Origin of the sequence: Rhabdaerophilum calidifontis (assembly GCF_008641065.1) — a bacterium.
GTDB lineage: Bacteria > Pseudomonadota > Alphaproteobacteria > Rhizobiales > Beijerinckiaceae > Rhabdaerophilum > Rhabdaerophilum calidifontis.
In genome coordinates, this window is record NZ_VTRS01000011.1 from 1 (window position 1) to 18,122 (window position 18,122).

The 18,122-nt window shown below is 69.2% G+C and carries 16 protein-coding genes and 1 riboswitch; of the genes, 6 read left to right on the forward strand and 10 right to left on the reverse strand.

Going from position 1 to position 18,122, the window contains the following annotated elements; all coding sequences use genetic code 11:
* A partial coding sequence (locus FWJ24_RS13820; RefSeq protein ID WP_150288423.1) for an amidohydrolase occupies positions 1-740 on the forward strand: 740 nt, incomplete at its 5' end.
* A gap of 22 nt (positions 741-762) precedes the next feature.
* On the opposite strand, the gene FWJ24_RS13825 is transcribed toward FWJ24_RS13820, so the two are convergent.
* From FWJ24_RS13825 to FWJ24_RS13845, 5 genes are all read right to left on the reverse strand, one after another.
* Positions 763-1,707: an ABC transporter ATP-binding protein gene (locus FWJ24_RS13825; RefSeq protein WP_425468943.1), complete on the reverse strand. Its 945-nt coding sequence runs from the start codon at positions 1,705-1,707 to the stop codon at positions 763-765.
* Between the two features lie 68 nt (positions 1,708-1,775).
* Positions 1,776-2,780: an ABC transporter ATP-binding protein gene (locus tag FWJ24_RS13830; RefSeq protein ID WP_150288465.1), complete on the reverse strand. Its 1,005-nt coding sequence runs from the start codon at positions 2,778-2,780 to the stop codon at positions 1,776-1,778.
* Positions 2,781-2,797: 17 nt separating this feature from the next.
* Positions 2,798-3,760: an ABC transporter permease gene (locus FWJ24_RS13835; RefSeq protein WP_150288425.1), complete on the reverse strand. Its 963-nt coding sequence runs from the start codon at positions 3,758-3,760 to the stop codon at positions 2,798-2,800.
* Between the two features lie 6 nt (positions 3,761-3,766).
* Positions 3,767-4,744 (reverse strand): ABC transporter permease, encoded by a 978-nt coding sequence (locus FWJ24_RS13840; protein ID WP_150288426.1) that lies wholly within the window; start codon positions 4,742-4,744, stop codon positions 3,767-3,769.
* Between the two features lie 67 nt (positions 4,745-4,811).
* Positions 4,812-6,398: an ABC transporter substrate-binding protein gene (locus FWJ24_RS13845; protein ID WP_150288427.1), complete on the reverse strand. Its 1,587-nt coding sequence runs from the start codon at positions 6,396-6,398 to the stop codon at positions 4,812-4,814.
* A 318-nt stretch (positions 6,399-6,716) separates the two neighbouring features.
* Here FWJ24_RS13845 and FWJ24_RS14750 point away from each other — a divergent pair, with 318 nt between their 5' ends.
* From FWJ24_RS14750 to FWJ24_RS13860, 3 genes are all read left to right on the forward strand, one after another.
* Entirely contained in the window at positions 6,717-8,699 is a 1,983-nt protein-coding gene (locus FWJ24_RS14750) for an adenylate/guanylate cyclase domain-containing protein (RefSeq protein ID WP_206110859.1), read from the forward strand.
* A 66-nt stretch (positions 8,700-8,765) separates the two neighbouring features.
* Positions 8,766-9,899: an acyl-CoA dehydrogenase family protein gene (locus tag FWJ24_RS13855; RefSeq protein ID WP_150288428.1), complete on the forward strand. Its 1,134-nt coding sequence runs from the start codon at positions 8,766-8,768 to the stop codon at positions 9,897-9,899.
* The gene (locus FWJ24_RS13860; RefSeq protein ID WP_150288429.1) at positions 9,896-10,981 is read left to right on the forward strand and encodes a CaiB/BaiF CoA transferase family protein; all 1,086 of its coding nucleotides are present in this window, start codon (positions 9,896-9,898) and stop codon (positions 10,979-10,981) included. Before FWJ24_RS13855 ends, FWJ24_RS13860 begins: the two co-directional genes overlap by 4 nt.
* 6 nt (positions 10,982-10,987) lie before the next feature.
* Here FWJ24_RS13860 and FWJ24_RS13865 read toward each other — a convergent pair whose 3' ends face one another.
* From FWJ24_RS13865 to FWJ24_RS13880, 4 genes are read right to left on the reverse strand one after another with little or no spacing between them, the layout of a single operon-like run.
* On the reverse strand, positions 10,988-12,043 hold the full coding sequence (locus tag FWJ24_RS13865) for an aldo/keto reductase (protein ID WP_150288430.1): 1,056 nt from the start codon (positions 12,041-12,043) through the stop codon (positions 10,988-10,990).
* A gap of 55 nt (positions 12,044-12,098) precedes the next feature.
* Positions 12,099-12,326: a DNA gyrase inhibitor YacG gene (locus FWJ24_RS13870; RefSeq protein ID WP_150288431.1), complete on the reverse strand. Its 228-nt coding sequence runs from the start codon at positions 12,324-12,326 to the stop codon at positions 12,099-12,101.
* Positions 12,326-13,168 carry an SDR family NAD(P)-dependent oxidoreductase gene (locus FWJ24_RS13875; protein WP_150288432.1) on the reverse strand — a complete coding sequence of 281 codons (843 nt, stop codon included), beginning with the start codon at positions 13,166-13,168 and terminating at the stop codon, positions 12,326-12,328. Before FWJ24_RS13875 ends, FWJ24_RS13870 begins: the two co-directional genes overlap by 1 nt.
* A 31-nt stretch (positions 13,169-13,199) precedes the next feature.
* A complete protein-coding gene (locus FWJ24_RS13880) occupies positions 13,200-13,829 on the reverse strand; it encodes a Maf family nucleotide pyrophosphatase (protein WP_150288433.1) in 630 nt (209 codons plus the stop codon).
* Positions 13,830-13,992: 163 nt separating this feature from the next.
* Positions 13,993-14,211, forward strand: a riboswitch (cobalamin riboswitch).
* 33 nt (positions 14,212-14,244) lie between these two features.
* Between FWJ24_RS13880 and FWJ24_RS13885 the strand changes: the two genes are divergently transcribed.
* Positions 14,245-16,206, forward strand: coding sequence for a TonB-dependent receptor plug domain-containing protein (locus FWJ24_RS13885; protein ID WP_150288434.1), 1,962 nt, complete (start codon positions 14,245-14,247; stop codon positions 16,204-16,206).
* A gap of 20 nt (positions 16,207-16,226) precedes the next feature.
* Positions 16,227-17,141 (forward strand): ABC transporter substrate-binding protein, encoded by a 915-nt coding sequence (locus FWJ24_RS13890; protein ID WP_246155697.1) that lies wholly within the window; start codon positions 16,227-16,229, stop codon positions 17,139-17,141.
* An 18-nt stretch (positions 17,142-17,159) separates the two neighbouring features.
* Here the strand turns inward: FWJ24_RS13890 and FWJ24_RS13895 are convergent, their stop codons facing one another.
* Positions 17,160-18,023: a LysR family transcriptional regulator gene (locus FWJ24_RS13895; protein ID WP_166443734.1), complete on the reverse strand. Its 864-nt coding sequence runs from the start codon at positions 18,021-18,023 to the stop codon at positions 17,160-17,162.
* Positions 18,024-18,122: the final 99 nt, after the last annotated feature.

Sequence of the window (18,122 nt, forward strand, 5' to 3'; positions counted from 1 at the left end):
GCGGCCGGGCGATGGTCGAGGCCGGGCTGATGACGCGCTGGAACATCGCCGAGATCTACGGCATGCACAACATGCCCGGCCTCCCGCCGGGGCATTTCGCGCTCCGCCCCGGCCCCATCATGGCGGCAACGGCCTATTTCGAGATCGTCGTCGAGGGGCGCGGCTGCCATGCGGCGAAACCGCATGAGGGGGTCGATCCGGTTGTCGTCGGCGCCCATCTCGTCGCGGCGCTCCAGACGATCGCCTCGCGCAATGTCGACCCGATCAAATCCGTGATCGTCTCGATCCCGATCTTCCAGGCGGGCGAGGCCGCGAATGTCATCCCGCAGCGCGCGCTGCTGCGCGGCACGGTTCGGACGCTCGATCCCGATATCCGCGAGACGGTGGAGGCGCGCTTCCGGGCGATCGTCGACGGCGCGGCGCGGATGTTCGGCGCCGAGATCCGGCTCGATTACCAGCGGCGTTACCCGGCGACCGTCAACCACCCGCGCGAGACCGGCATCGCGACGGACATCGCGCGCGGCGTCGCCGGCGCGGCGGCGGTGAACGCCGATGCCGAGCCGAGCATGGGCGGGGAGGATTTCTCCTACATGCTGCTGGAGCGGCCCGGCGCCTTCATCTTCATCGGCAATGGCGACAGCGCCGGGCTCCACCACCCGGCCTATGATTTCAACGACGAGATCCTCCCCGTCGGCATGCAATACTGGACCGAGATCGTGAAGGCGCGCAGCGCGGCGTAGGGCGGAACCGGTCTGCCTGAAATCAGGCCGCCCGCCCCTCCTCCACCGCGTGGCAGGCAACGCCGCCGCGCATGGCCGGCGCCTCGCGCCGGCAGCGGTCATCGGCGAGCGGGCAGCGCGGATGAAAGGTGCAGCCCGATGGCGGATCGATCGGGTTCGGGATCTCGCCCGAGACCGGGATCCGCCCCCGTCCCGACATGTCGAGATCGGGCACGGCATCGAGCAGCATGCGTGTGTAGGGGTGTCGGGGCGCCGCGAAGAGCTGGCGGCCGGGGCTGATCTCCACGATCCGGCCGAGATACATGACGCCGATCCGGTCGGCCATGTGGCGGACGACCGCGAGGTTATGGCTGATGAACAGGTAGGTCAGCCCGAATTCGCGCTGCAATTGCCGCATCAGGTTCAGGATCTGCGCCTGCACCGAGACGTCGAGCGCCGAGGTCGGCTCGTCGCAGACGATGAATTCCGCGTTCGAGGCGAGCGCACGGGCGATGGCGACGCGCTGGCGCTGGCCGCCCGAGAATTCATGCGGGAATTTTTGCCCGTCATCCGGGTGGAGGCCGACAAGGGTCAGCAATTCGCCAACCCGCGCCGCCACGGCCGCGCCCCTGAGCAGCCCGAAGGCGCGGATCGGCTCGGCGATGATCCGCTCGACGCGCCAGCGCGGGTTGAGCGAGGCGTAGGGGTCCTGGAAGATCATCTGGATGCGCCGGCGCAGCTTCTGTCGCGCGGCACCGTCGGCGGCCGCTTGCATCGAGACGCCGTCGATCGTCACCTCGCCGGCGCTCGGCGCCAGAAGCCCCACCGCCATGCGCGCGACCGTCGACTTGCCCGAGCCGGATTCCCCCACCAGCGCGAAGGTCTCGCCCTTGCGGATCGAGAAGGAGACACCGTCCACCGCCGTCAGGAGCGCCCTCGGCTGCCCCTCCAGCACGCGGTTGAGCCAGGGGCGCGAGACATCGAACACGCGGTGCAGCGCCTTGACCTCGACGAAGGCCGGGCCCTGGTCCGCGGCGGCATCCGGAACGGGCGGGCTCATTGTGGCGCCTCCGCGAGATGGCAGGCGACGCGGTGGCCGGGCTCGACATGCTCCCGCCGCGCGATCGCCGGATGCGGCGCGATCGGCTCCGGCCGCTCGGTGCGGCAGCGCGCGATCGCCAGCGCGCAGCGCGGGTTGAAGGCGCAGCCGGGCGGAATCCGGTCGAGACGCGGCATCGCGCCGGGGATCTGGACGAGCTCCTCCGCCTCGCTGGCAAGGGTCGGGATCGCGCCCATCAACCCCTTGGCATAGGGATGGAGCGGATGCTTGACCACGTCGCGGACCGGGCCGATCTCGGCGATGCGCCCGGCATACATCACCGCAACCCGGTCCGCCGTCTCGGCGATCACGCCCATGTCATGCGTCACCAGCATCACCGCGGTGCCGCGCTCGCGGCACAAGCGGCGGATCAGCGCGATGATCTGCGCCTGCACGGAAACATCGAGCGCGGTTGTGGGTTCGTCGGCGATGATGAAATCCGGCTCGGCGCAGAGCGCGAGCGCGATCACCACCCGCTGGCGCATGCCGCCGGAGAATTCGTGCGGATAGCCGTCGATCCGCCGCTCCGGCGCCGGGATCCCGACCTCGGCGAGCAGATCGATGGCGCGCGCCCGCGCCGCGCGCGGCGAAAGCCCGGTATGGGTGAGGATGGTCTCGACGAGCTGGTCGCCGACCCGGTAGAGCGGGTTGAGCGAGGTCAGCGGGTCCTGGAAGATCATGCCGATCCGCCGGCCGCGGATCCTGCGCATCGCCTCCGCCGGAAGATTGTCGATGCGCGCGCCCTCGAGCCGGATCTCGCCGCCGGCGATGCGGCCGGGCGGCTCGATCAGCCCTATGATCGCCGCGCCGGTGACGGATTTGCCCGCCCCGCTCTCGCCGACGACGCCGAGCACCTCGCCCTTCGCGATCTCGAAGGAGACGCCGTCGATGGCGCGCAGCACGCCGCGCCGGGTGACGAATTCCACGACGAGATCGCGGACGGAAATGACGGGCTCTGCCATGCCGGGGCCTTGCAGGTTCATCGCAGCTTCGGGTTGAGCGCGTCGCGCAGCCAATCGCCCAGCAGGTTCACGGCCAGGACGAGGATGGCGAGCGTCGCGCCCGGAAAGGCGACGATCCACCAATCCCCCGAGAACAGATATTTGTTGCCGATCGAGATCAGCGTTCCGAGCGAGGGCTGGGTCGGCGGCAGCCCGACCCCGAGGAAGGACAATGTCGCCTCGGTGATGATCGCCAGGCCGAGATTGATGGTCAGGATCACCAGAACCGGGCCGATCACGTTCGGCAGCACGTGGCGGATCATAATCACCGGCGCCGGCAAGCCAACGAGCCGGGCGGCGGCGACGTAATCCTTGCTCTTCTCGACCAGCGTCGAGCCGCGGATGGTGCGCGCATATTGCACCCAGAACGACAGGCCGATCGAGATCACCAGCACCGGGACCGCCGTCTCCTCGCGCGCATGGCCGCGCAGCAGCGCCTGGACGACGCCGTCGATCAGCAACGCGATCAGGATCGCCGGGAAGGTCAACTGCACATCCGCGATGCGCATGATGATCGCATCGACCCGGCCGCCGAGATAGCCGGCGACGAGCCCGAGCGTGATGCCGATCGCCGCCGCGAGCAGCACGCCGAGCCCGCCCACCACGAGACTGACCCGCAGGCCGTAGAGGATCGCGGAATAGAGATCGCGCCCCTGATCGTCGGTGCCGAAGAGGAAGCGCGGGTCGCCGCCTTCCTGCCAGCGCGGCGGGATCGAGGCATCGGACAGGAAGATCTTGGCGGGGTCGAACGGATCGAAGGGCGCGATCAGCGGCGCGAAAGCCGCGCCGAGGAACATCGCGACCACGATCACGGCCGCAACCATGGTCAAGCCCGAGGCGCGCAGGCTCAGCAGGATATCGGAGTCAATCAGCCGCGCGACGCGCCCGCCATGGCCCCCGCCGACCAGCCCCTTGCCCTCCTCCGATGTCGGATGCGGCATGGCGTGTCAGCTCCTGAGCGCGATCCGCAGCCGCGGATCGACAAGGCCATAGGCGAGATCGACGATCAGGTTGATCGTCACGAACAGGAAGCCGATCAGCATCAGATAGGCCGCCATGATCGGGATATCGACATTGTGCACCGCCTTGAGGAACAGCAGCCCCATGCCGGGCCAGTTGAACACGGTCTCGGTGATGATCGCGAAGGCGATGATCGAGCCGAGTTGGAGGCCGGCGATGGTGATGACCGGCACGAGCGTGTTCTTCAGCGCGTGTCCGAAATGGATCACCCGCGTCCGCAGGCCGCGCGCCCGCGCGAACTTGATGTAATCCGTCCGCATCACCTCCAGCATCTCGGCGCGCACCAGCCGCATGATCAGCGTCATCTGGAACAGGCCGAGCGTGATCGCCGGCAGGATCAGCGCCCTGAGGCCGGAGCGGGTGAGCAAGCCCGTCGTCCACCAGCCGCCGAGCGTCACCGTCTCGCCGCGGCCGTTGGAGGGCAGCCAGCCGAGCTGCACCGCGAAAAGATAGATCAGCAGTATGCCGATCAGGAAGGTCGGCAGCGACACCCCGACGAGGCTCACCGCCTGGAATACGCGCGCGAGCACGGAATCGCGCCTGAGCGCCGAATAGACGCCCATCAGCACGCCGACGACCAGCGCGAACCCGGCCGCGGTGAAGGCGAGTTCGAGCGTCGCCGGCGCGCGTTCGGCGAGCAGCCGGGTCACGGGCTGGCGGAACTGGTAGGAAATGCCGAAATCGAGCTGCGCCGCGTTGAGGATGAAGCGGCCGAACTGAACCAGCATCGGATCGTTGAGGCCGAGCGCGGCGCGCAGCCGCTCGACCTCGGCCTGCGGCGTGTCGACGCCGACCATCTGGTTCACCGGGTCGCCGACGAACCGGAACATGGCGAAGGCGATCAGGCCGACCGCCAGCATGACGACGACCGACTGCAGAAAGCGCCGGATGACGAAGGCGAGCATGGTCGAGGTTCCCGCTCGGCCGGCCGGCGGCGGCGCGGCTCAGCCCCGCCGGCCGGTCCGGCATTCCCTATTTCTTGGTCGCCCAGTAGAGCAGCACGGAATTGTCGGCGCGCTGCGAGAGGGTGACATTCAAATTCACGCCCCAGCTCAGCGCCTGCTGGTGGAGCGGCACATAGGCGAATTCCTTCGTCGTGATCTCGAAGGCCTGCTTGATCAGCGCGTCGCGCTTGGCCGGATCCGCCTCGACGAGGATCCTGTCGGTGAGCGCGTCGACCTCCTTGTTGCAATAGCCGCCGAGATTGCTCTCGCCGCGCGGCGATCCCTCGGCCCGGCAGCCATGGATGTCGTGCAGCACGTTATGGCTGTCGAAGGTGCCGGGCGTCCAGCCGAGCAGGTAGAACGAGGTCTTGTAGCCGCCGGCCTTCAGTACCTTGGCGAAATACTGCGCCTTGGGCTGGGCATTGAGGTTCACCTTCACGCCGATGCGGGCCAGCATGCCGACGATCGACTGGCAGATCGGGCCGTCATTGACGTAACGATCGTTCGGGCAATCCATCCCCACTTCGAAGCCATTCGGGTAGCCCGCCTCCGCGAGCAGCTTCTTCGCCCCCTCGGGATCGAATTTCGGGCTCGCGAAATCCTTCGAATGCGTGAACAGCGAGGGCGCGATCATCAGCGCCGAAGGCGTCGAGAGCCCGCGCATCACCGAGCGCTGGATCGCGGCCTTGTCGATCGCCATGTTGAAGGCCTGCCGGACCCGGACATCCTTGAACGGGTTCTTGCCCTTGACGTTCGATTCGAGCAGCTCGTCGCGCGTCTGGTCATAGCCGAGGAAAATCGTGCGCAGTTCCGGCCCGGCGAGAACCTTGGCATTGGCCGAGGAATTGACGCGCGGAATGTCCTGCACCGGCACCGGCTCGATCACGTCCACCTCGCCCGAAAGCAGCGCCGCGACGCGGGTCGCGTCGTTCGGGATCGGGGTGAAGATGATCTCGTCGAGATTGTGCTCCTTCTTGCCCCACCAGGCGGGGTTGACCTTGAACACGGTCTTGACGCCGGGCTGGTGGCTCTCGATCCGGAACGGGCCGGTGCCGTTGGTGTTGAGCGAGGCATGGCTCGGCGTCGTCGCCGAGGCCGGGGTCGGCGCGGCGGCGTTGTTCGCCTCCGCCCATTTCTTCGACATGATGTACCAGGTATCCCATTGCGCGTTCAGGATCGGGTTCGGGCTTTCGAGCAGAACCTCTACCGTGTGGTCGTCGATCTTGGTGAACTTGGCGCCTTTGGGCACGCGGGTCTGGAAATTCGAGCCCGTGGCCCGCACACGGTCGGCCGAGAAGATCACGTCATCGGCGGTGAAATCCTCGCCGTTGTGGAACTTCACGCCCTTGCGGAGATGAAACACCCAGCGCTTGGCGCCGTCGAGAACCTCCCAGCGCTCGGCGAGGCCGGGGCCGATCCTGAGATCCTTGCCGCGCGAGGTCAGCCCCTCGTAGACATGGCCGAGATGGGCATTCGCGGTCGTCTCGTTGAGCGTATACGGATCGAGCGATTTGAGATCGCCCTGGTTCGCGTAGCGCAGGGTGACAGCCTCGGCGGAAACGCCTGAAAGCGCGAATGCGGCGAGGGCCGCGAGCCAATGACGTCGGATGGACATTTTCCAGCTCTCCCGGTGGAAACCATATGATTTTTCTGCCACGGCAGCCATATGTGGGAACCTATTCTGCAATATGAATATTCCCGCGCTCTGCCGGCCTGACCCCGAGCCTAGACGGGTTCTTCTCCGGCGGTCAACGGTCCGACGCATTTTTGCCATCGCCGCGTCACGTGCCGGGACTTGGCGCCCGGGTGGCTGCCCTGTCCCTGGCCGTCATCCCGGCCCCTGCCCGCCTGTGCGCCAGCGCACAGCGCGTGCTTGGCCGCACATGCGAGCCGTGCGATCCTCGCCGCGTCGAGCCGAAAGAGAGACAGGGCCGTGAAACGCAAGATCACCGCGATCCTCGCGGCGGATATCGCCGAATATACCCGCCTGATCGCCGAGGATGAGGAGGAGACCCTCGCCCGGCTCGAAGCCTGGCGGCAGGTTTTCGACGATTTCATCCACAAGGCCGGCGGGCGCATCTTCAACACCGCCGGGGATGGCGTGATGTGCGAGTTCGCGAGCGCCGTCGAGGCGACCCGCGCCGCGATCGACATCCAGGAATCGCTGCGGACGCGCAATCTCGCCTATCCGTCGAGCCGGCAGATGCATTTCCGCATCGGCATCTCGATCGGCGACGTGGTCGAGCGCGACGGCGACCTGCTCGGTGACGGCGTCAATGTCGCCGCGCGGCTCCAGGCCATGGCGGAGCCAGGCGGAATCTGCGTCTCCCGCAACGTGCAGGAGGCGGTGCAGAACAAGATCTCGGTGCCGTTCCGCGATCTCGGCGAGCGCGAGGTCAAGAACCTGCCGCATCCGGTGCATGCCTATCGGGTCGAGATCAATCCGCGCGCCCGGATCGCGCAGCTGGCGGCGCCGCATCCGCGCACCGAGGCGGGGCGCGGGCTGCCGCTGCGCTGGGTGGCGGCGGCGCTGGTGCTCGCCGCCTCCGCCGCCGGCGGCGCCCTGCTCGTGAGCCGGACGAGCCCGCCGCCGCGCGAGGCGGCGGACCAGGCCGGGTCAGGCCGCGACGCGGCGGGGCGCACGGAGGCTTCCCGCATCGAGGCGACGCGGCCGCCGGCCACCGGCCAGACCGCGCCGCCGCGCCAACAGGCGTCGATCATCGTGACCGAGGCGCTCTCGCCGGCCCAGGCATTCGAGAAGCTCGCCAAGAGCGGCGGCCTCGTGAAGGATCCGGCGAGCGCACCGGAACTCTATCACAATGCCCGTTCCTTCGAGGCGCGCGGGGAATCCGCCGCCGCGCGGCGCGATTACCTCGCGCTCATGCGGCTCGGCGGCGAACAGATCGACCCCGTGCTGCGCTTCGCGGCGCTGCTGCGCGCGCAGGATGGCCGCGCCGGCGCCCGCGAACTCCTCGGCGAGATCGCGCAGGGCGGCGGCCGCGCCGTCGCGCTCGGGCAGATCCTGCAATTCGAGGGCGCCGAGCGGCAATCGCGGCTCGTCGCTTTCGCCGAGGCCAACCCGGATTATGCGCCGGTGCATGCGCTGTTGGCGCGCGAATTCGGCGAGGCGCGCCAGAACGGCCAGACGATCGACGAGCGGCGGCGCGAACTCGCGGCGTTGCGGCGCTTCCTCGCCGCCGAGCGCGAGGGGCGGCTCGTGCCCTTCTTCCTCGATCAGAGCGTGCTCGCAGGCTGGCTTGACGAGGCCCGCCGGCGCGAGGCGGCGGCGGCCGGCTTCTTCGCGGCGAACCGCGACCGGATCGATGCGCAATTCATGCGCTCCAATGCCGGCTGGCTCGTCTCGGTGATCGTGCCGGAAGCCGCGGGCCGGATCGAATACCGGCTTGGCGATGGCCGGTTCCGGGCGACCGGGACGCTGCAGGTCGCCGATCCGCGCACCGGCCGGCCGATGGCGAACCCCACCTTCGAGCTGCCTGACGCCCAGAACCCGGCCGAGATCGCCATCCGCTATCAGGATCAGAACGGCGTCGACAGCGCGGTGACGACGATCAGCTTCGATCCGCGCGCGGTGCTGATCCGCGGCCAGCGCGACATTCTCGAGCGCTTCACGCAGAGCTGGCTCGCCTTCGGCCAGGGCCACAATGCCGGCTTCCTCTATTTCACCCATCTCCTTTCCTATCGCTGCGCGATCGAGAAGGCCGAGATCGGCTTCAACGGCGCCGCGCCCGCCGAGCGCCTGCCCATGCCGCCCTGCGACGAGGCCAATCCCCACGCCATTCCGGCGAATGCCCTGCCCTATCTGCGCCTGAAGCCGGAGATCGAGAGCGCGACGATCCGGATCACCTTCGTCGGCGGCGAGGTTTCCGAGACCAAGACGTTCCTGCGGCCGAAATGAGCCGCGCCGCCGGCTTGCGCAGCCGGCGGCGATCCGCTTCCATGGCGGGACAGGACGGGAAACGCCATGCTGCCGACAGAAGAACAGCTCATGATCCGCGACGCCGCCCGGGACTTCGCGCGCGGGCGGCTGAAACCGCATTCCGCCGAATGGGACCGGGAGCGCCGCTTCCCCGCCGAGGCGCTGCGCGAAATGGGCGCGCTCGGCTTTCTCGGCATGACGGTTCCCGCGGAATGGGACGGATCGGAGACCGGGGATGTCGCCTATGCCATGGCGCTCGAGGAGATCGCAGCGGGGGACGGCGCGGTCTCGACCATCATGAGCGTGCACAATTCGGTCGGCTGCAAGCCGATCGCCGCCTTCGGCACGCCGGAGCAGAAGGAGCGTTTCCTGAAGCCGCTGGCGCGCGGCGAATGGATCGGCGGCTTCGCGCTGACCGAGCCGCAGGCCGGCTCGGATGCCGCGGCGCTCAGGACGCGCGCCCGCGCCGACGGCAACGCGCATTACATCCTCACCGGCACGAAGCAGTTCATCACCAGCGGGCGCAACGCCGATCTCGTGATCGTGTTCGCTGTCACCGATCCCGAGGCCGGCAAGAAGGGGATCTCGGCCTTCCTCGTCCCCACCGACACGCCGGGCTATGTCGTCGGCAGGGTCGAGGACAAGCTCGGCCAGCACGCCTCCGATACATGCCAGATCGTCTTCGAGGAGATGCGCATCCCGGCCGAATTCCGGCTCGGCGCCGAGGGCGAGGGCTACAGGATCGCGCTCGCCAATCTCGAAGGCGGGCGGATCGGGATTGCGGCGCAATCGGTCGGCATGGCGCAGGCGGCCTTCGAGGCGGCGCGCGATTACGCCCGCGAGCGCGAGAGCTTCGGCCGGAAACTGCGCGACCATCAGGCGATCGCGTTCCGGCTCGCCGACATGGCGACCGAGATCCACGCCGCGCGGCAGATGGTGCTGCACGCCGCCGCCCTGCGCGAGGCCGGGCGCCCGGCGCTGACCGAAGCCTCGATGGCCAAGCTCTTCGCCTCCGAGATGGCCGAGCGCGTCTGTTCGAAAGCGATCCAGATCCATGGCGGCTATGGCTATCTCGCCGATTACCCGGTCGAGAAGATCTATCGCGATGTCCGCGTCTGCCAGATCTACGAGGGCACGAGCGACATCCAGCGCCTCGTGATCGCGCGGGCCGTGGCGTGAGCGCGCCGCTCGCGGGGGTCCGGATCGTCGAATTCGCCGGGATCGGCCCCGCCCCGTTCGCGGCCATGATGCTCGCCGATCTCGGCGCCGACATCCTCCGCATCGACCGGCCGGGCGGGGCCGATCCCTGGACGGGGCCGATCATCCGGCGCGGCCGCCGGACTTTGACATGTAACCTCAAAGACAGCGCGCATCTTGCTGATGTAATTTCACTCTGTTCGGCTGCGGACGCGGTCGTCGAAGGGTTCCGGCCGGGCGTGATGGAGCGGCTCGGGCTCGGGCCGGCGGTTCTGATGGCGCGCAACCCGCGCCTCGTATATGCCCGGATGACGGGCTGGGGGCAGGACGGCCCCCTCGCACGCACCGCCGGGCACGACATCACCTATATCGCGCTGAGCGGGGCGCTGCACGCCATCGGGCCGCGCGAGCGGCCGATCCCGCCGCTCAACCTGCTCGGCGACATGGGGGGCGGCGCGCTCTATCTCGTGGCGGGCCTGCTCGCGGCGATCCTCTCCGCCCGCGCGACCGGGCATGGCCGGATCGTCGATTGCGCGATCACCGATTGCACCGCGCATCTGATGGCGATGATCGCCGATCTCGCGGCGCAGGGGCGCTGGGATCCCGCCCGGCGCGAGAACAACATGCTCGACGGTGCCGCGCCGTTCTATCGCAGCTATCCGTGCGCGGACGGCCGGTTCCTCGCCGTCGGGGCGCTGGAACCGGTCTTCTTCGCGGAATTCTGCCGGCGGATCGGGCTCGACCCGATTTCCGAGGCGGAGCGTCTCGACCGCACGAACTGGCCGGCGCTGACAGAACGGATCGCCGCGCGCCTCGCCACGCGGACGCGCGACGAATGGGCTGCGATCCTCGGTGATTCCGATGCCTGCGCGGCGCCGGTGCTGACGCTCGACGAAGCGGCCGGCCATCCCCACAACCGGGCGCGCGGCGTGTTCGCGACGCGCGACGGAATCAGCCAGCCGGCGCCGGCACCGCGATTCGACGGCGTCGTGCCGGTGCCCCCGCCCCTGCTTCCCGATTTCCCGGATGCCCGGGCGGCGCTGGCCGCCTGGGGCGCGGGCTGAGCCCGATCAGGGCGCGGGATTGCCACGGAGCTGGTGCACGGCATCGATCCGCGCGAGAAGATCGTCCGGCAGCCTGACCGCGATCGACCCCACGGCCAGCCGCAGCTGCTCCAGGCTCGTCGCGCCGATGATGTTCGCGGTGACGAAGGAACGGCTGTTGACGAAGGCATGCGCCATCACCGCCGGGTCAAGCCCCGCCTCCCGCGCCAGCGCGACGTAATCGCGGATCGCCTCCTCGGCGCCCGGCTTCTGGTAGCGCTGGCCGCGCCGGAACAGCGTCTCGCGCGCGCCGGGCGGGCGGGCACCGTCGAGATATTTGCCGGTGAGGAAGCCCTGCGCCAGCGGCGAATAGGCAAGCAGCCCGACCTCCTCGCGCAGGGTGATCTCGGCAAGCGCGGTCTCGTAGGTGCGGTTGAGAAGGTTGTAGGCGTTCTGGATCGATTGCATGCGCGGCAGGCCATGCACCTCGCTCTCGAACAGGAAGCGCATGGTGCCCCAGGCGCTCTCGTTGGAAAGCCCGACATGCCGGACCTTGCCGGCCCTGACGAAGCCGTCGAGCGTCTCGAGAATGTTGCGAAAGCTCTCGCCGTCATCGGGGCTCGTGTAATCGGCGGCCTTGAACCGCGTCGGGTTCGAACCCCAGGGCATCGGCCTGTCCGGGAAATGGAGCTGGTAGAGGTCGATGTAATCGGTGCCGAGCCGGGCGAGGCTGCCCTCGAGCGCCTCGGTCATCTGGGCGCGGGTCAGGCGGGATTTCGCGCCGTCCTTGCGGAACCAGGTCATGTCCGAGCGGCCGACGACCTTGGTGGCGAGGATGACACGGTCGCGGTTCTTCCGGGCGCGCAGCCAGGATCCGATGATCCGCTCGGTCGAACCCTGGGTCTCGGGACGAGGCGGGATCGCGTAGAGTTCGGCGGTATCGAGGACGTTCACGCCCTGCTCGAAGGCGTAATCCATCTGCGCATGGCCCTCGGCCTCGCTGTTCTGTTCGCCCCAGGTCATGGTGCCGAGGCAGATGACGGAGACATCGAGGCCGGTGCGGCCAAGCTTGCGGTATTCCATGGCGGGATCCTTGGATGACGGTCGGACAGGATGGGATGGCCGCAGGCGGCCGCCCTCAGGAGAATGGCGTCCCGCGCGAACGTGCCGGCAGGGCGACGGGCGCGGCGGGCTCGGCCTCCGCCTCATCCTCGCGCACCGGCACGGCGTAGACACCATTGAACCAGCGCGCGAGATCGAGATCGGCGCAGCGCTTCGAGCAGAAGGGGCGGAAGCGCTCGACCGTCAGCTTGCGGCAGATCGGGCAGCGTTGCGCGCGGATGGGTTCGGCGGCGGGATCGGGCATCAGGTGATTTTCAGCGTCAGGCCGCCATCGACGGGCAGTTCGACCCCCGTGATGTAGCGGCTTTCGTCGGAGGCGAGGAAGAGCGCGGCGCTCGCGACGTCGAACGCATCGCCCATATGCCCCATCGGCACCTGCGCGTCGCGCGCGCGCCACATCGCCTCCACATCGCCAGCGGCATAGGCGGCGGCGAGCCCGGCCGAACGCTCGACCATCGGCGTCTTCATCAGGCCGGGGAGGATCGCGTTCACGCGGATCTTCTGCGGGGCGTATTGGGCTGCGGTCACGCGCGTTAGATGGTTGAGGGCGGCTTTGCTCGCGGCATAGCTCGCATAGGCGACACCCGTGTAACGGATCGAGGCGACCGAGGAGATATTGATGATCGAGCCCCCGATCGCGGTGCGCGGGTCCGGCGCGGCCGCGAATTGCCGCGCCATGACCGGGATGACATGCTTCATCGTCAGGAAGCAGGAGGTGAGGTTCACATCCATGACCCGGCGCCATTCCGCCTCCGGCAGCTCGACGACGCCGCCGGTCTCGGCGATGCCGACATTGTTGTCGAGCACGTCAATCCGGCCGTGTCGGGCGACGATATCGGCAACGAGCGCGGCGATCTCCTCGGATTTCGTGACATCGCAGCGCCGGGCCTCGGCCCGCCCGCCGGCATTACGGATCAATTCGGCGCATTCCTCGGCGGCGGCGGGGTTGTAATCGGCGCAGATGACGAGGGCGCCCTCCTCGGCAAAGCGGAAGGCGGTCGCCTTGCCATTGCCCCAGCCGGGGCCAGACGAGCCGGCGCCCATCACGATCGCGACCTTGCCTGCGAGACGATCCGCCACGGCCATGCCTTTCTCAAGAAGCGGGAATCCGGCCGGGTCAGCCGGCGCGAGTCCAGCGAAGATGGACCGGGAAACCGGTTCCGGCAAGCAGCGCCGCGGTTTCATAGAGCGGCAGCCCGACGATTGCGCTGTAAGACCCGATCAGCCTGGTGACGAAGGCGCCGGCGATGCCCTGCACCGCATAGCCCCCGGCCTTGCCCTGCCATTCGCCGCTCGCGAGATAGGCGTCGATCTCGTCGAAGGACAGGCGCTTGAACCGCACCCGCGCCTCGACGAGGCGCTGGGATTGCCGCCCGGAGGGCAGCATCACCACGACGCTGGTATAGACGCGGTGCGCGCGGCCCGAGAGCAAGCGCAGGCATTGCGCCGCCTCCTCGGCGAGTTCGGTCTTGGGCAGGATGCGCGAACCGAGCGCGACGACGGTATCCGCCGCAAGGATATGGGCGGCGGCGCGGGCGGGCTCGTGGCGCGTCGCGCGATGCGCCGCCTCGGCCTTCTCCCGCGCCATGCGCTCGACATAGACGCGCGGGCGCTCGCGGATGCGCGGGGTCTCGTCGATCGAAGCGGCGATGACGTCATCCGGCGTGACGCCGATCTGCTCGAGGAGCTGGTAGCGGCGCGGGGAAGCCGAGGCGAGGATAAGCCGACCCAGACCCTCGACCGCCATGTCCGCCCTCCCCGCGCATCGCGCGCACCCTTCGCCGGCGCCGGTTCTAGCCCCGACGCCGCGCGAGAACAACAGGGCGTGCGGGCCCGGCATCGGTGTGACCGATCGCGCTCCGCGATTGTCGACAGGCAAAACAAGCCTTGCGTCGGCGGAAGAACTCGGATTTGCTTCGCGGGCTTCCGGTGCCTCCCCCAGGGGAGGTGAAACGGGAACGCCGTGCGGGCCGGGAATTTCGCTTTCCTGCCCAATTCGGCGGCTGCCCCCGCAACTGTGAGCGGCGAGCCCCACGCGAATCCACTGGCTCCGCCATGGCGGAGCCGGGAAGGCGCGCCGGGGCGTTCGAGCCGCGAGCCAGGAGACCGGCCGGAAGTTGAACGCAACCCCAAGCCTGGCGGTGGGCCAGGAAAGGTCTCCCATGTCTGATCAACGCACAGCTTCGTGCCGTGCGGCCTTTTTGGCCGTCGCGGCTTTCGTCACCGCTCCCGCTTTCGCCGAGGATGCAGCCCCCTCGCCGGCATCCGGCCTCGAGATCACCATCTTCGCCGAGCGCATTCCGACTGCCATCCAGCGGACGGGCAGCGCCGTCACGATCCTGAAGGCCGAGGACATCGCGCGCGCCAACCCGCTCTCGCTCGCGGATGCGCTGCGCCAGGTGCCCGGCCTCGACATCACCGAGACGGGCGGCCCCGGCAGCAGCGCGGTGATCCGGCTGCGCGGCGCCAATGCCGGGCAGACGCTGGTGCTGATCGATGGCATCCGGATCAACGACCCCGCGAGCGCCAGCGGCGAGTTCAACGCCTCGCTGATCGCGCCGGCCTTGATCGAGCGGATCGAGGTCCTGCGCGGACCGCAATCCGCGCTCCATGGCTCGGATGCGATGGGCGGCGTCATCAACATCGTCACCCGCCACGGCGGCGGCGCGCCGCGCTACAGCCTGACGACCGAGGGCGGTTCCTATGGCTCGCTCTCGACCAGCGGCGCCGCCAGCGGCAGTGCCGGTGCCTGGTCCTATGCGGCATCCGGCCTTGCGCAGAAGAGCAACGGCTTCTCGCGCTACGGCTACCGGATCGGACGGCTGACGCCGGCCCATGGCGGCTACGAATCCGACGGGCTCTCGCGTCTCGCCGGGTTCGGGCGGCTCGGCTACGATCCCGGAACCGGGTTCCGCCTCGATCTCTCGGCGACCGCGCATCAGACCCGCGCCGATTACGATGCCGCCTTCGGCTCGACGCCGGATTCCTCGAGCCGCCTGCGGCAAACCTTCAGCCAGGTGGCCGCCAAGGCCGAACTCGACACGCTCGATGGCCGGCTGACGCATGGCCTCCAGATCTTCGCGAATCGCACCGACCGCCGCTATTTCGACGTCCATCCCGGCTTCGGCAGTTCCTCGCGCAGCGATTTCGTCGGCGACAGGCTTGGCGCCGAGTATCAGGGCCTGATCCGCCTCGCGCCGTTCGGCACGCTGATCCTCGGCGGGCGCTACGAGCAGGAACGCGTGGCGCTGTTCAGCCAGAATTACGCGCCGACGGCCTCGGCCCGCGCCAAGACGCTCGGCGCCGAGCAGCAGACGCGCGCGCTCTTCGCGCTCTGGCAGGTGCCGGTCGGCGAGCGGCTCACCGTCTCGCTCGGTGGCCGCTACGATTCCGTTGCGGGAATCGACGCCTTTCCGACCTGGCGCACGACGCTCGCCTACCGGATCCTCGAGACCGGGACCAAGCTCCGCGCCAGTGCCGGGACCGGCGCGAAGGCCCCGACGCTCTATCAGCTCCGCTCACCGGATTACGGCACGCCGACGCTGGCGCCGGAGCATTCCTTCGGCGTCGATGCCGGGTTCGACCAGAGCCTGTTCGAGGGCCGGGCGACGGGTTCGGTGACGGTCTTCGCCAACCGGTTCCGCAACATGATCGATTTCGCCGCCGGCTCGCATTGCCGGCCGAGCCAGACTTTCGGCTGCTACCTCAATGTCGCGCGCGCCTCGACGAGCGGCATCGAGACGGCGCTCGACATCGACATCGCCCCGGAGAGGCTGCGCCTGCGCACGACCTATACCTATCTCCACGCCAAGGACCGCAAGACCAACCTCACCCTCGCGCGCCGCGCGCCGCATTTTGGGCGGGTGGCGCTCCAGATCACGCCCTTCACCGGGCTGCTGATCGAGCCGGCGCTGCTGCTGTCCTCGGAGCGCTTCTCCAGCACCGGCGAACGCAACCGGCTCGCGCCCTATGCGCGGCTCGATATCCGCGCCGAATACGCGCTCTCGACGACCTATCGGCTGCATGGCCGGATCGAGAACCTCACCAATGCACGCTATCAGGAGGTCTTCAATTACGGCACGACCGGCCGCGCCTATTACGCCGGTCTCAACGCGACCTGGTAGGAGAGCCACCCCGAGCCGTCATGATCCGCCTTATCCCGCCCCGCCGCGCCAGCCAATGCCGCGCCAGACACCGCCTGGCCTTGCCCCTCGCGGCCGCGCTGCTGGCCTGGATGCCGGGCCCGACGGGCGCACAGGACGCGGCGGCCGCGGGCGGGATCGCGTCGCTCAACATGTGCACGGATCAGCTGCTGCTCGATCTCGTGCCCCGCGCGCGGATCGTCGGGCTCAGCCCCTATGCCCGCGACGCCGACCGCTCCTGGGCGGCGGCCAAGGCCGAGGGCCTGCCGCTGCTCTCCGGCGGCGCCGAGGAGATCATGGTGCTGCGCCCGTCCCTGGTGGTCGGCGGGCGGTTCGGCGCCCGCGCCACGCGCGCGTTTCTCAAGGCGCGCGGGGTGCGGGTCGCCGAGTTCGATTTCGCCCGCTCGATCGCCGATGTCCGGGGGCAGCTTCGGGCCTTCGGCGCGCTGACCGGCACCGGAGACGCGGCGGCAGAGCGCATCGCCGCAATCGATTCCGCGCTGGAGCGGCTCAGGGCCGTGGCGGCGCAGCGGCCGCTGCGCGTGCTGCCGCTCGCCCGGCGCGGCTGGGTTTCCGGGCAGGAGACGCTGATGTCGGATCTGCTGGCCCAGGCCGGGCTCGTCAACGCCGCGGGCGAACTCGGCATCGGCCAGGGCGGGTTCGTGGCGCTGGAAGCGGTGATCCGGCTGCGGCCGGACGCGATCCTGATCGCCACCGACACGGTCGTCCCCGAGGATCAGGGCAGCGCGCTGCTCGAACATCCGGCGCTGACGCGGCTGTTCCCGCCAGAGCGCCGCATCCATCTGCCCGAGCGGCTGACCGTCTGCGGCGGCGCGATGCTGGCCGAGGCGATGGACCATCTCGCCCGCGAGATCGGGCGGCTCAGCCCGCGTCGGGACGCGCCCCGCGCCGATTGAGCGGGATCGGCCGCCGCCTCAGCCGGACGCGACCTCGATGAAGGCGCGGACGAAATGCAGGTCGCGCTTGTCCTCCGGCGTCGCGAGATCGGTGCGGAACGGCATCGCCAGCTCGACGATCGGGCGCAGGACGAGATCCTCGGTCGGGAACACGCTGTCCTCGAGCAGGATGCCGATGCCGATGCCATGCAGCACCGCCTCCTTCACCACCGGGAAGGCGGTCATCTCCACCACGCGCTCCAGCCGCAGGCCGTGCTCGCCGAGGGCGCGATGCACGACGCGCTGGGTGAGCGAGCCCTCTTCCGGCAACACGACCGGCTCGCGGGCGAGATCCGCGAGGCTCAGGGCCGGGCGCGCGGCCAGGAGATGCCCGCGCGGCAGGAAGGCGGCGTAGCGGCTCGTCGTCAGCGGCCGGCGGAACAGCCCCGCCCCCTCGTCCGGCTCGGTGATGATCGCGATATCGACCTCGCGCGCCGCCAGGCGCTGCATGGCGAGCGTCCAGCTCAGCAGCGAGAAGGCGATCCGCACGCCGGGATAGCGGCGGGTGAAGGTCGCCACCAGCGGCATGGCCGGGCGCGGCGCGTTGGCGATGATCGTCAGATGCCCGCTCTCCAGCGCGCCATAGGCGTCGATCCGCTCCGCGACGAGCTGGTCGAGGATGCGCATGCGGTCGGTCAGCGCGAAGAGTTCGAGCGCCGGCTTCGTCGGTTCGAGGCCCGTGCGGTGGCGCAGGAACAGCCGGGTGCCCATCCGCCGTTCGAGATTGGCGAGATGCTGCGTCACCGCCGATTGCGTGATGCCGAGCGCTGCGGCGGCACGCGAGATCGAGCGCTGGCGGAAGATCTCGGTGAAGGCCGCAATCTGGTGCGGGCTGATCTTCATGCGCCCCCGATCCGCCAGTGCGGGCCAGCGCGGCCGCTTCCGGCTCATTGATCCATCGGTTGGACTAATATTCCGTCATGCCAACGTCAATGCGACTTG